The sequence below is a fragment of the Butyrivibrio sp. AC2005 genome, assembly GCF_000424145.1.
Classification (GTDB): Bacteria; Bacillota; Clostridia; order Lachnospirales; family Lachnospiraceae; genus Butyrivibrio.
Map to the genome: position 1 here is coordinate 1 of NZ_AUJI01000018.1, position 13,944 is coordinate 13,944.

10 protein-coding genes, 2 pseudogenes and 1 CRISPR repeat array are annotated in these 13,944 nt (G+C 36.6%); of the genes and pseudogenes, 8 read left to right on the forward strand and 4 right to left on the reverse strand.

Annotated features, from left to right (window positions below; genetic code table 11):
- Positions 1 to 318, forward strand: a pseudogene (locus tag G602_RS0105875) (radical SAM mobile pair protein B); the annotation flags it as partial.
- 78 nt (positions 319 to 396) lie between these two features.
- Here the strand turns inward: G602_RS0105875 and G602_RS29695 are convergent.
- Positions 397 to 600, reverse strand: a pseudogene (locus G602_RS29695) (transposase); the annotation flags it as partial.
- Between G602_RS29695 and G602_RS30150 the strand changes: the two are divergent.
- The 7 genes from G602_RS30150 to G602_RS29700 all read left to right on the forward strand — a co-directional run bounded on the left by G602_RS30150 (position 587) and on the right by G602_RS29700 (position 9,833).
- Positions 587 to 748: a hypothetical protein gene (locus G602_RS30150; RefSeq protein WP_155829702.1), complete on the forward strand. Its 162-nt coding sequence runs from the start codon at positions 587 to 589 to the stop codon at positions 746 to 748. The pseudogene G602_RS29695 and the gene G602_RS30150 overlap by 14 nt on opposite strands.
- A gap of 225 nt (positions 749 to 973) precedes the next feature.
- Entirely contained in the window at positions 974 to 4,276 is a 3,303-nt protein-coding gene (cas9, locus tag G602_RS0105885) for a type II CRISPR RNA-guided endonuclease Cas9 (protein WP_026658149.1), read from the forward strand.
- 155 nt (positions 4,277 to 4,431) lie between these two features.
- Positions 4,432 to 5,343: a type II CRISPR-associated endonuclease Cas1 gene (cas1, locus tag G602_RS0105890; protein WP_026658151.1), complete on the forward strand. Its 912-nt coding sequence runs from the start codon at positions 4,432 to 4,434 to the stop codon at positions 5,341 to 5,343.
- On the forward strand, positions 5,333 to 5,656 hold the full coding sequence (gene cas2, locus G602_RS0105895) for a CRISPR-associated endonuclease Cas2 (RefSeq protein WP_196808600.1): 324 nt from the start codon (positions 5,333 to 5,335) through the stop codon (positions 5,654 to 5,656). The genes cas1 and cas2 overlap by 11 nt, the downstream gene beginning before the upstream one ends.
- Entirely contained in the window at positions 5,653 to 6,639 is a 987-nt protein-coding gene (csn2-St, locus tag G602_RS0105900) for a CRISPR-associated protein Csn2-St (RefSeq protein WP_026658153.1), read from the forward strand. The genes cas2 and csn2-St overlap by 4 nt, the downstream gene beginning before the upstream one ends.
- Positions 6,640 to 6,749: 110 nt before the next feature.
- A CRISPR array of direct repeats spans positions 6,750 to 7,375; the repeat unit is 36 nt; unit sequence GTTTTAGTACCTAGAGAAATTAAGTGATTAGAAAAC.
- 581 nt (positions 7,376 to 7,956) lie between these two features.
- Complete coding sequence (locus G602_RS25405) at positions 7,957 to 8,253, forward strand: hypothetical protein (protein WP_026658155.1); 297 nt, start codon at positions 7,957 to 7,959, stop codon at positions 8,251 to 8,253.
- A gap of 8 nt (positions 8,254 to 8,261) precedes the next feature.
- Positions 8,262 to 9,833, forward strand: coding sequence for an IS66 family transposase (locus G602_RS29700; protein WP_242835497.1), 1,572 nt, complete (start codon positions 8,262 to 8,264; stop codon positions 9,831 to 9,833).
- 35 nt (positions 9,834 to 9,868) lie between these two features.
- On the opposite strand, the gene G602_RS0105920 is transcribed toward G602_RS29700, so the two are convergent.
- Genes G602_RS0105920 through G602_RS0105930 form a run of 3 tightly spaced genes read right to left on the reverse strand, consistent with a single transcriptional unit; the run spans position 9,869 to position 13,773 of the window.
- Positions 9,869 to 10,900 (reverse strand): tyrosine-type recombinase/integrase, encoded by a 1,032-nt coding sequence (locus G602_RS0105920; RefSeq protein ID WP_026658156.1) that lies wholly within the window; start codon positions 10,898 to 10,900, stop codon positions 9,869 to 9,871.
- Positions 10,890 to 11,873: a tyrosine-type recombinase/integrase gene (locus tag G602_RS0105925; RefSeq protein WP_026658157.1), complete on the reverse strand. Its 984-nt coding sequence runs from the start codon at positions 11,871 to 11,873 to the stop codon at positions 10,890 to 10,892. Before G602_RS0105925 ends, G602_RS0105920 begins: the two co-directional genes overlap by 11 nt.
- The gene (locus G602_RS0105930) at positions 11,866 to 13,773 is read right to left on the reverse strand and encodes a tyrosine-type recombinase/integrase (protein ID WP_026658159.1); all 1,908 of its coding nucleotides are present in this window, start codon (positions 13,771 to 13,773) and stop codon (positions 11,866 to 11,868) included. Before G602_RS0105930 ends, G602_RS0105925 begins: the two co-directional genes overlap by 8 nt.
- Positions 13,774 to 13,944: the final 171 nt, after the last annotated feature.

Sequence of the window (13,944 nt, forward strand, 5' to 3'; positions counted from 1 at the left end):
TGTGACCTTGTATGGCTTGAGAATCTGAATCTTCGCGGAGGTTTTAAGGCAGATATCATGAAATACATTTCCGATAAACATCCGGATCTGGTGCCGCTGTATGACGAAATTTATAACAAAAAGAACCGCAGCTATTTTGAAGCGCTGGAAAAGAAAGCAGAAGAGCTGGCTAAAAAGTATGATTGCAGGTTTGTTGATAATGAAACTCCGTATGAGAGAGTAGAGAAAGGACATCCAACAATCGTAGATTACTTTTACCACGAAGAAGTAAGAGGAACTGCCAATAGTGGAAAGAGAAATGTAATACATAATCCTTGATGGAAGAATAAATTGGAAGATAATCGCACTAAGGCTCTCTGGCTCTGTCCATAAGAACAGAGTCAGAGAGATTTTTTATTATTCAGGAAGTCTTCCTTCATACATGATTTGAAGTTCACCATAGACCTTACCCCAGTTTCGGATCGGCATGGTCCATTTTTTTGTGGCTTCAAATGTTGAAAGGTATAGCGCTTTTAAAAGGGCCTGATCACTTGGAAATACACTCCGCTGACGGTTGAGCTTACGGTATGTAGCATTCAGGGATTCAATGCTGTTTGTAGTACTATGCCGATATCGGTATAGTACTACAAATGCTGACGGGACAGAGCTTGATGAGAAGTATAGTTCACAGCTTAATGCTTATATAAGGGCCTTCAAGCAGATAACTGGTAATGATGCTGATGCGTTGGTTTATCATTTGGATGTGTGATAAAAACTTTTATGAAACTCATATGTAATTAAAAAATAGCAGGGACATTCTGCTAGTATAGGAAATAATATCATCGTTACCATAGCATATAAGTGGGATAGAGCAGAAAAACATATATATGTTTGCTTTCATTCAAGAAATTATTTGAAAATGAAAGCAATACTCGGATTGTTATATTATAATTTTTTTAATGATTTTTATAAATGTAATAGCAGGAGGCTTTATATGGGATATACAATAGGACTTGATCTTGGTGTGGCTTCATTAGGATGGGCTGTAGTCAATGATGAATATGAGGTATTAGAATCATGCTCAAATATTTTTCCTGCAGCAGAATCTGCAAATAATGTTGAAAGACGAGGCTTTAGGCAGGGAAGAAGGTTGTCAAGGCGTCGCAGGACCAGAATTAGTGATTTCAGAAAACTGTGGGAGAAGAGTGGTTTCGAGGTTCCTTCAAATGAATTGAACGAGGTGCTTCAGTATAGGATTAAAGGCATGAATGATAAATTATCAGAAGATGAGCTTTATCATGTTCTTTTAAATAGCCTGAAACATAGGGGAATTTCGTATTTGGATGATGCAGATGATGAAAATGCATCTGGGGATTATGCTGCAAGCATTGCTTATAACGAAAATCAATTAAAGACAAAATTGCCTTGTGAGATTCAGTGGGAGCGCTATAAGAAATATGGTGCTTATAGGGGGAATATTACTATCCAAGAAGGTGGGGAACCGCTTACTCTTAGAAATGTATTCACAACAAGTGCGTATGAAAAAGAAATTCAGAAGCTATTAGACGTACAATCTATGTCAAATGAGAAAGTAACAAAAAAGTTTATTGATGAATACTTAAAAATCTTTTCAAGAAAAAGAGAATATTATATTGGGCCGGGTAACAAAAAATCCAGAACAGATTATGGTGTATACACTACACAAAAAAATGAAGATGGTACTTATCATACTGAGCAGAATCTTTTTGATAAATTGATTGGAAAGTGTAGTGTATATCCTGATGAGAGAAGAGCTGCCGGGGCTACTTATACTGCACAGGAATTTAATCTTTTAAATGATCTGAATAATCTTGTAATTGATGGAAGAAAACTAGATGAGCAGGAAAAATGTCAGATTGTTGATGCTGTTAAACATGCTAAAACCGTCAATATGAAGAACATTATTGCAAAAGTCATTGGAACAAAAGCAAACTCAATGAATATGACCGGCGCAAGAATAGATAAGAATGAAAAAGAAATTTTTCATTCTTTTGAGGCTTATAACAAGTTAAGAAAAGCACTGGAAGAAATAGATTTTGATATAGAGACTTTGTCTACGGATGAGTTGGATGCTATAGGAGAAGTGTTGACTCTTAATACTGACCGAAAATCAATTCAAAACGGACTTCAAGAGAAAAGAATAGTAGTTCCTGATGAAGTCAGGGATGTGCTTATCGCAACCAGGAAAAGAAATGGCTCATTATTTAGCAAATGGCAGTCATTTGGTATAAGAATCATGAAGGAATTGATTCCTGAATTATATGCGCAGCCTAAGAATCAGATGCAACTGCTTACTGATATGGGAGTATTTAAAACTAAGGATGAGAGATTTGTTGAGTATGATAAGATTCCGTCTGATCTAATAACAGAAGAAATCTATAATCCTGTGGTTGCTAAAACTGTAAGGATTACTGTCAGAGTTTTGAATGCTCTTATTAAGAAATATGGCTATCCGGATAGAGTTGTTATAGAGATGCCAAGAGATAAAAACTCAGAAGAAGAGAAAAAGCGCATAGCAGATTTTCAAAAGAACAATGAGAATGAGCTTGGTGGAATAATAAAAAAAGTAAAGTCAGAATATGGTATTGAAATAACTGATGCGGATTTTAAGAACCATAGTAAACTTGGACTTAAACTTAGGTTGTGGAATGAACAGAATGAAACATGTCCTTACTCAGGGAAACATATAAAGATTGATGACCTTTTAAATAATCCTAATATGTTTGAGGTGGATCATATTATCCCATTATCCATTTCATTTGATGATAGTAGAGCCAATAAAGTGTTGGTATACGCTGCTGAAAATCAGAATAAGGGTAACAGAACGCCAATGGCATACCTGTCCAATGTTAATAGAGAATGGGATTTCCATGAATACATGAGTTTTGTTCTTAGTAATTATAAGGGAACAATATATGGTAAGAAGAGAGATAATCTTTTATTCTCAGAGGACATATATAAAATTGATGTTTTACAGGGATTTATTAGCAGAAATATAAATGATACAAGATATGCTTCAAAGGTAATACTTAATTCATTACAGTCTTTCTTTGGTTCAAAAGAGTGCGACACGAAGGTGAAGGTTGTTAGAGGAACCTTTACACATCAGATGCGAATGAATCTAAAGATAGAAAAGAATAGAGAGGAGTCATATGTGCATCATGCTGTTGATGCTATGCTTATAGCTTTTTCTCAAATGGGGTATGATGCATATCATAAACTTACAGAGAAGTATATTGATTATGAACATGGCGAATTTGTAGATCAGAAAGGCTATGAGAAGCTTATTGAAAATGATGTAGCATATCGTGAAACCACTTATCAAAATAAGTGGATGACTATAAAGAAAAATATAGAAATAGCAGCTGAAAAGAATAAATACTGGTATCAGGTAAATAGGAAAAGCAATAGAGGGCTTTGCAACCAGACTATTTATGGTACCAGAAATCTGGATGGCAAGACAGTAAAGATCAGCAAACTTGATATTCGGACAGATGATGGGATAAAGAAATTTAAAGGGATCGTAGAAAAAGGTAAACTAGAACGCTTTTTGATGTATAGGAATGATCCAAAAACATTTGAATGGCTGCTTCAGATTTATAAGGATTATTCAGACTCCAAAAACCCATTTGTCCAATATGAATCAGAGACTGGTGATGTTATTAAGAAAGTTTCAAAAACGAATAATGGACCAAAGGTATGTGAACTTCGCTATGAAGATGGTGAGGTTGGTAGCTGTATCGATATTTCTCATAAGTATGGATATAAAAAGGGTAGTAAAAAGGTAATTCTCGATTCTTTAAACCCTTACAGAATGGATGTATATTATAACACTAAGGACAATAGGTATTATTTTGTTGGTGTAAAGTATTCAGACATTAAGTGCCAAGGTGATAGCTATGTAATCGATGAGGATAAATACGCAGCAGCACTCGTTCAGGAAAAAATAGTGCCGGAAGGAAAAGGAAGAAGTGACTTAACAGAGCTTGGTTATGAATTTAAGCTATCATTTTATAAAAATGAGATAATAGAGTATGAAAAAGATGGCGAAATATATGTAGAAAGATTTTTATCGCGAACAATGCCAAAAGTGAGCAATTATATTGAAACTAAGCCATTGGAAGCTGCAAAATTTGAAAAACGAAATTTAGTGGGGTTAGCTAAGACTAGCAGAATAAGAAAAATACGAGTGGATATACTTGGGAATCGTTATTTAAATAGTATGGAAAATTTCGATTTTGTTGTGGGACATAAATAAATATTCACTTGATATAGAAGTCGGATTGGATTATTATAACTGTAGGTTGAAGATTTTTTCTAATCACTTAATTTCTTTAGACCTACTAAAATAAGGCTTTATGCCGAGATTAAAGGATGCCGACGGGCATCCTTTTTTCGTGCTTAGGAGGTGCTATGGCTTTCCGTGTGGTTATGATAGAAAGCGAAGTTTCTTTGCAACTAAAGTACAATAATTTATTGATTAACAAGGGTGACGGTGATATTTGGATTCCTTTAGAGGATATATCAGTAATAGTAATTGATAATTTGAAAATCCAATTTACTGTACGACTTATGAGTACATTAGCAGAGCATAATATCGGAGTGATAATATGCAACATGGAACACCTGCCTATAGGTTTTTATTGCTCCTATGACAACCATAGCAGAGTGTCCAAAATGCTGACAAATCAAATTGGAAAAGATCAGCAGTTCTATGATTCTTTTTGGAAGCAGATAATATTTCATAAGATAAGCAATCAAATGCAAGTTCTGAAAAAATACAATTTTTCCCAGGATGCTATAGATAAACTAAATAATTGGTCAAATGATTTGGCTGATGGCGACCCTTCCAACAGGGAAGCTCATTCTGCGAAGGTATATTTCAATACTCTCATGGGAACCTCTCCCTCTAGAGGAAATGATGACATTTTATTAAACTCGGGGCTGGACTATGGATATGCTGTTATAAGAGCATACATAGCAAGGCTATGTGTTGCGTATGGGCTTAACAGTCAATTGGGGATACATCATAAAAATGAGTTTAACAGATTTAATCTTGTTGATGATTTGATGGAGCCGGTAAGACCATTTGTGGACTTGTTATCTTATGAATTATTAAAAGATGAAAAGTTTTTCACCTGTGAACACCGAAGGAAATTGGTGAATTTACTAAATCATAAGGTTTTCTATAAGAATCAGAAAATGTATTTGGCAAATATGCTGGAAGAATATGTTTCTTCCTACGCTGCTTTTTTGTCAGGAAATAAGGAAGATGTTGTGTTCCCTGAAATAGATAATTACATAGGAGAAAAGGATGGTGACTAAATATATGAAGATGCTATGCATGTTTGACCTTCCCGTTGAAACATCCGAAGAGCAACGGGCATACAGAAAATTCCGCAAAGATATTATGTCTGAGGGATTCATCATGATTCAGTATTCTGTATATGTAAGAACATGCCCAAACAGAGAATTTGCCAATCAGTTAGAAAAGCGAATACAGAAGTTCGTTCCTAAAGAAGGAAATGTACGGTTATTGACAGTAACTGAAAAACAATATGAAGATATGAAACTTTTAGTTGGAAGTAAAAAGCTTTCTGAAACAGCGCTTGGAATGGAGAGGATGATAATCATATGATTTTATCAGTAAAAGAAGGAATTTCAAAATATACAATCAACTATGGACCAATTACACAAGTTTGTGGTCAAAATATTATACTAAAAAATTATATTGTAAAATCTATCTGCAAGTTCTTTTCAACCGAAAAATATGCTGATTATGAAGAAAAGTACTTAGATAACATAGAAATTAATGGGAAGCTTCCAGGGAGGAAACAGTGGGAGTGTGCAAAATTTTCTATAATTGAAGACTATATAATGTTTTTGCAGATAGGAAAGAAAAGCGTATTGGATAAAATAATCAAGGCGCAGTTATTAGAATTTGAGAGTCAAAAAGAACTATATGAAATTGATAATCTGCTCTTGAATATTTTTGGTAGGATCAATAAAGAAATAATGGCTGACGGAAATATAGAATTACAATATAAGCAAGAAGAATTGTTCTCTATACTTACAAAGGCCGATGTAAAAATATGTGATGGAAGAGATATACACGAGTTATCGCAATATGAATTAGTTAACGAAGTAGTCAATATGATCAGAAAATATCAGGTTAAGCTGCCAGAAAAAAGAATGTATGTTTTTGAGAATATCGATCATGTACTAACTATTGAACAATATCGTAATATCGTTGAAAAATGCGAAAAAATATCAAATGAGAGTAGCGCTTATTTTTTCTTTACTTCAAGCATGCAGGGATATTTGTATTATTCAAATGAATCGATAGAAAATGTAAATGTTGTAAATGATGAAATATTCTCATTTGATGGTGATGAACACTTGAAGAAATTTATAAATGAAAACTATCCTATATCATTTAGCTTTTCAAACAATGATTTAGCAAATATATTATGCAGCATTATTCAATATATTGGGATGAATGAATCAGCAATACCTCTTGAAAGCCAAATTATATTAAAAATGATTAATGATTCCATGGGAATAAAAAGTAAATGGTTAAGGGCTCATAAAAATCCAGAATTAGAGTTTATGCATAGCTAATATATGGTAAAATGTTTATGTAGGAGGTGTTGAAATGCCTGTAATTTCATGTTCAATAATAGAAGACGTTCTATATATTGTATGTGATATTTTATCATACTATATTTGGTGTTTTAGTACCTAGAGAAATTAAGTGATTAGAAAACTCTGAGATGCAGACTACATACCTTGCTGAGTTTTAGTACCTAGAGAAATTAAGTGATTAGAAAACAAATCCGTCAGCTACGATGTCTGCTACTGGTTTTAGTACCTAGAGAAATTAAGTGATTAGAAAAACCTGATGGTTGGATTCCCAACACAGAGATGGGTTTTAGTACCTAGAGAAATTAAGTGATTAGAAAACAATCATATCCATAGGGAGGGCGTTGATTTCGTTTTAGTACCTAGAGAAATTAAGTGATTAGAAAACCTTCGCCTTCCTCAATGTCAACCTCCACCGTTTTAGTACCTAGAGAAATTAAGTGATTAGAAAACACGGTGAAAAGGACGAGAACGGCGTAGTAGTTTTAGTACCTAGAGAAATTAAGTGATTAGAAAACCGCTCCTGAGACACGGACAATCCGTTACGAGTTTTAGTACCTAGAGAAATTAAGTGATTAGAAAACCATAATCCTCATAAATATATCCGTCACAATGTTTTAGTACCTAGAGAAATTAAGTGATTAGAAAACTGTACCTGCTACAAAAAGAATTCCGTCAAGTTTTAGTACCTAGAGGAATTAAGTGATTAGAGAACACAAGCTATGGAAAATTATATCAGCGATAGGTTTTGTATCGAGACCAATTTTGATTACGGGGACACGCAAGAAAATGGCTTAAATATGCATAACAATAAGATTTTTATAGAATAATTGAAATAGTAACCGCGACTTTTTTGTCCCTTTCAAGGGCTCAAAAGTCGCGTTAAGTTTTTCAAAAATTGTGATAAAGCCAGTGAAATAGCAGTGAACACCAGTTTGGCATAATATCACTTCGTTAAATTCTCCTTTAACGAAGTAACGCATTAACGCGCAAAAGCGCATAGCTCCAAAAAAAGATTCTGGACCCTCCGCTATCCAGCAGTGGGTCGAATCAATATTAGTATAAATACCATACCATATACTATGTAATAGTCAATCGTTTGCTTATTCTAAATAATTGTGTAAACGTTACAGTTCAGACCCTATCTTGACACACAACCCTAACGATTAAAAATCACCTATTAAAATGGTCGCAAGCCCAGAAAAAATCTGACTTTTTCTGGGTTTTTCTATTGCATTTCACATCGTTATGGTATATAATATAAACGTAACGATGTATCTTCGAAAGGAGCACGCCATGGGCATAATCAAGCAGTTAGACAAACGAACCGGTATCACTTACGTGTATGAATCCAAGGCATACTGGGACAAAGAAAAAAAACAGAGTCGGGCAAAAAGAACACTGATCGGCAGGATTGATCCTGAAACCGGTGAAATAGTCCCCACTGATGGGAGACACAGAAATACCGAGGGCGCCGAAGAAAAGGAACCCGACTATAAAAAGCTGTATGAAAAGCTTCAAAAGAAATGTGAAGCACAGGAAGTACTCATCAAATCTCTCAAAGCAGAAATAAAACAGTTAAAGGCTAAGTAATCACTTCTATGAACAACTATCAGTATGAATTCATTACAACTCTACAGTACCGCGTCAAGAATCTTCAGGCACAGGTTGATGCCTTCAAGAATGGATCAAAGTATCTGCAGATGGATGCTCAGTATAAGAGCATGCTTCATACTGAAGAATGCCGCATACACAAACTTGAAGTTGAGCTGTCCAAGGCTCACGCACAGACTATAGATGTCAGAAATAAATGGTGGGACACCATTGAAGATGTCTACAAGGATCATCAGAAAGAAATCGCTGCTAAAGATGCCAGGATCAGAGCGCTCGAGAAGCGCATCATCCTGGTGGAGCAGCAGCGAGATGCTGCCCTGGACAAGGTTGCCGAACAAAGACGTGAATTATATGAAGTAAAAACTAAGCTCGAAGAAGAACAGGGAAAAAATCTTAAACTGACGGCTCAGATCAACAGAGATTATGAAAACTCTTCTAAACCATCCTCCCAGTCTCCCAATCACAAGAAAATATCCAACAGCAGAGAAAAAAGCGGCAGGCGTCCAGGCGGTCAGCCTGGGCACAAAGGCCACGGCCGGAAAAAGCAGGCTGTATCAGAGCCAGTTATTATGCTGCCTCCACCGGAAGAAGTACTCGAAGATCCTGACTTCAAGAAAACCGGCAAAGTCATCCGTAAACAGATGATAAATCTGAGGTTCTTCTTGGATGTAAACGAATACGCTGCTGAAGTCTACTATAATTCAAAAACGGGCGAAAGATGCCATGCGCAGTTCCCTGAAGGATATGCCAATGACGTAAACTATGGCGGCAGTGTCAAAGCACTTGCATTCATCCTTAATAATGAATGCTGTGTCTCCATAGACAAGACCATAAAGCTTATTTCAGATCTCACTGACGGAAAGCTGAGCATTTCAAAAGGTATGGTCAATGGTCTTTCCAAAGAATTCTCCATGAAAACGGATAAGGAAAAGAAAGAGCTTTTTGCATCACTGATGCAAAAGCCTGTACTCCATACAGATAACACCAATGCCAGAAGCAATGGAAGCAGTCGATTTGTATTTATTGTTGCTGCTCCGGATGGGACTGCCCAGTATTATTTCAGGGAAAACAAAGGCCATGCAGGAATAAAAGATACCCCTGTCGACCTTAACCAGTCAGCGATATTCATCCATGACCATGACACCACCTTTTATAATTATGGCAGTGGCCATCAGGAATGTATTGCTCATATCCTGAGATACTGTAAAGACAGTATACAGAATGAGCCTGACCGGAAATGGAATAAGAAGATGTATAAACTTCTGCGGGAGATGGTTCATTACCGAAATGGTATTGATGAAACCACAGGATTTGATAAAAAAACTGTCATGGCATTTGAAGAAAGATATGACAGCATCCTGGAAGAAGCCCGAGAAGAATACGAATACATTCCACCCAGTAAATACTATAGAGAAGGCTATAACTTATACAGACGCATGGCGAAGTATAGGTCCAGCCATCTGCTGTTTTTACATGATATAAGAGTTCCGCACAACAATAACATGGCGTTATGCGAACCTTTTGTTTATGCGAACTTTTCTGCTGATACTAATTACTAACTTTATTGCATTCAGAAAAGTTCGCATAAATTTTTTTATCTTAACCCACACAGTTTTGATAATTCATCCTCATGTCCAGCCCATAATGGCTTCTTGTCAGCATCAGATTGTGTCCCAGCTTCCATTGCCTTCCGTAGCTGCTCAAGTGAAGGAAATGCATAATGATCCTTTGTAGTCTCAACAGAACTGTGTCCGAGAAATCTTGAAACTAATTCAATAGGGGTTCCATTCTGATATAAGCCACTGGCCCGACTCCTTCTTAAGAGATGAGGATATACAGAAATGGATTTCTCATCATTACCAGAAAGCCTTTCGGCGTATTTTTTGATCATCTTCTGTACATTCCTATGAGACATAGGCTTTGTGATTCCCTTGATTGTCGTATAAATCAGAGGTTTTTTCAGGTCATTTTTATCAGGATGATACTGTTCCAGGTAGGCTTCAAGCAAAGAAGAAGTTCTCTGATCCAACGAAACTTTTCTTTCTTTGTTACCTTTGCCATGTATGAGAAGATATGTAAATCCATCATTGTGATAAATGTCTCCTCTTGTCAGAGACAGAAGTTCTTCAAGCCTAATGGCTGCATCAAATAGTAGGGACATGATAATTGTATCCCTCAACCCTTTTTTCGATGCAGGTGGTTGGTCAAGCAGGCAGCTTATCGCCTTTTCATCAAGTATGTCTCTCTGCACTTTAGGAACTTTGCTAAATGGCACCGATGCAGTTGATATATAAGTCTGCAGTAGAGAGATATCACATCCGTATGAATACTTTATGTATGTTTTTATTGTCGCAAGTCTATGATTTATGCTTGCCGGTTCGTATTTCAGCTCGGATGACAAGTATTCTTTATAACCCAGCAGGAAGTTATAAGTACAGTCAGTATATAGAAAGCTTAAAATATCCTTGCCGGTTGTTAGCACATATCTTTTGAATACGGTAAGTGAATCCCGATAGGATTCCCTTGTTTTTTCACTTCGTCCACACTGTTTTACAAGATAAACATCCAAAAAATCAGAGGTTCTTGAGAAAAACAGTCTGTCCGGTAAAATATCCTTATGCCCCATATTTACTTACCTCCGGGAGTACCCTGCCGACAATGCGGTCTTTCCTGCGAATGATAATGTTAGCTTCTTCACTTAAATGATAGTAATACAATGATTCTTCAACACCACTATGACCAAGGTATTTACTTAGATAAGGGAGCATTTCATCAAACGACAGGCCGGACTCAAGCCATGAGTTCATTCTGTCCACCACAAAGCTATGGCGAAGGCTGTGTACCGTTGGCTTCTTATTAGTGCGTGCAGCGTGCTGAGTTCCAGACCATACCCTGTTGAAGCGACTATCAAGAGTTGATTTGTGTATGTGCTTTGAGGGATCCGGTGATGGAAAAAACCAATCCGGAATAAAACCAAGAGTGTCAGACAGATATTTTTGGTATTGTATCAGAAGCTCCTGCATATCGTCAGTAAGATAAACAAGACGATCTTTTCTGCCTTTTGAATGATATATTTCAAGGAAGCCTCTATCGAGAGCAACGTGTTCGGTTCTTAGGCAGCATGCTTCTGAATTACGCATGCCACAGCTATATAACAGTCTGAATATAACCCTGTATTCATTCCATGCTCTCCATGCATAAGTAGCAGTAACTTTGGGAGTATCATTATCCAGGGAAATGAAGAAATCGTTTATCTCTTCCGAACTGAGAAAATGAGGTACAGGATATCCCTTACTGACACTTTCTACAGGTATATATGCATTTATTCCAAGTCCGTTCATGTAAAGAGCCAGCTGTCTGATAAAGGAGATTCGTTGACCATGATAACTCGGACTTTCATCAGGGAGAGTTTTTAACCATTCCTCAAGGAAATCTCGGTCAAAGCATGGATTTTCTAATCCGTGGATAATGCAGTAATTATCAAATTCATTTAGCAGGTATTCTTCAAATACATAGCTGAATCCCATAGAACGTTTTTCTTCTAATAATCCGGAAATGTAATCCGCCACGACACTTTTTCTTAAATAATCCTTATGCATTTCGGAATCCTCCTTTCATGGTAATCCCGGATTCTGAAAGAGAAATAGGACAAAGGCGCATACGCTCTTCATCCAGGGATATATATTTTTTAACAGTTTCATCTGTTGTATGTCCTATAAGATAGGCTACTTCAGTGTATCCCACATGATTTCTGAACCTTTCTGTTGCATATGTTTTGCGTGTGATGTGAAAACCATAGCCGTCATCACGCCCCTCTGGAAATACCTTTTGAATTATTCTTCTACAGATATTTCTTTTTACCCTGCCATAAGGAGCTTTATGCACTATAAATACATATTTACTCTTGCTATCCGGCCTGCCTTCAGTTATGTAACGATATAATGCATTACCGACTTCTACTGGCATTGGCAGTACTCTTTCTACCGAAGTCTTTTTCTGTATGAAGCGTATTGCTCCTAATCTCCAGTTAATCTGTTCAAAGGTAAGTTCGGTTATGTCAGAGCCTCTTAAACCCATTTTTAACCCTATCAATGCAATGGCATGGTTTCTTAGGCCGAGAGAATAATCTTCATCTATGTAGTTTTCTAAAGCATACGATTCATCAGGGGTAAGTGTTTTTACGATTTTTGTAGACGGTGCATGAACGCATGGAAGAGCATTTCCAAGAAAGTAGTTGTCAGTATAGCAGTTATCAGCAAGATAAAAGAGAAATTTTCGAATTCTTACATTATAAGCATTCTTGCCCTCCGGGGTAGAATGGATATCTGAGATATTGAATCTTTTCAATAATTCTGGTGTAATCTCACTAAAAGAAGATATACCATTATCAACAATAAAAAAACAGAATCTTGTAATCGATGAGCGATACATACAGACAGTAGATGCTGCAAGATTGTCACGTTCTTTCTGTAATAAAAACTGATCAAGAGTTCTTCGGCACCAGTCAGGAAGTCCATCACAAAGAAGGGGTCTATGGATGAAATAGTGGGTTGCGATTATGGTTCCTTCTTTAGTGAACACCTCAAAAAGAGCAAATATCCTGCGTGCCATATATTTGTTTTTCTTAAAGCAAAAATCACCTTTTTCATTGAACCATTCGTTTACAAGTTTTGGATCATACCCAAGCTGATTCATGTCAAGGAACAGATAGAGCAGATCAAGCGCTGTTCTGGCTGTAGTTCTCATTGTATCTGCATATCCGAGATTTTCTAATTCCATACAAAAGTCCAAAGATGCAGTATAGAACTCGTCCGGAGAAAAATCCGTGAGGCATGAAGTGCCTATTGCATTGATATATGATGCGGTTTTATTGGAAAAATCCCTGAGCATAAAAACTTTTTCTGCATGGTTCATAAAAAGGAGCATTGAAAAGCCAATAGGGCAGGCACCTTTCTTTGAAAGCCATCTGAGAAAGTTTGCAATGGTGCCCTTATACATGCCATAATCGGCTTTGGAGAGTCGCTTTAACGCTGTTGCATGAAACGAAAGAACATCTGTATATGTCATTTCGCTTATTTCAGAATGCTGATGTTCAACCTGCATGTATTCAAGGAAATATTTGCACCGGATACGGATATTTGGCAGATGCTTTTTACTATATTTGCCGGATATGTCGGACAGGTAATCGGAAACAGCACCACTGAACTGCTCTGAGAGTATCATACTTTGTATTCGATTGGCAAAGCTCACATGCCCATATTTATAAACATCATCAAGCTGGCGAATTGCTTTGCCATATGTCTGGATTGTATTGGTGCACAGCGATAATTGAGAAAGCCATTCTTTTGCTACATCCAATGAATATGAAATTGAATTATCATGCAGGAATTTTCCAAGCTTTGAAAGACAAGAATGAGAAAGACAGCATAAAGTTGGACTAGCATTATTCTCTGACAGATATTTCAAAACAATAGAAGAATTGGTCTGGAAAACATCCATGAAATCACCTCCTTCGAAATAGGATAAACTGGTGATTTCATTCTCTCATTTTATGCGAACTTTTTCATGATTTCATAAGACAGTTTGTGCTGTAACTTAGAAAGTTCGCATAAACAAAAGGTTCGCATAACGCCATTTATGCGGAATTCCGCATAAATGGCGGAACGTCTT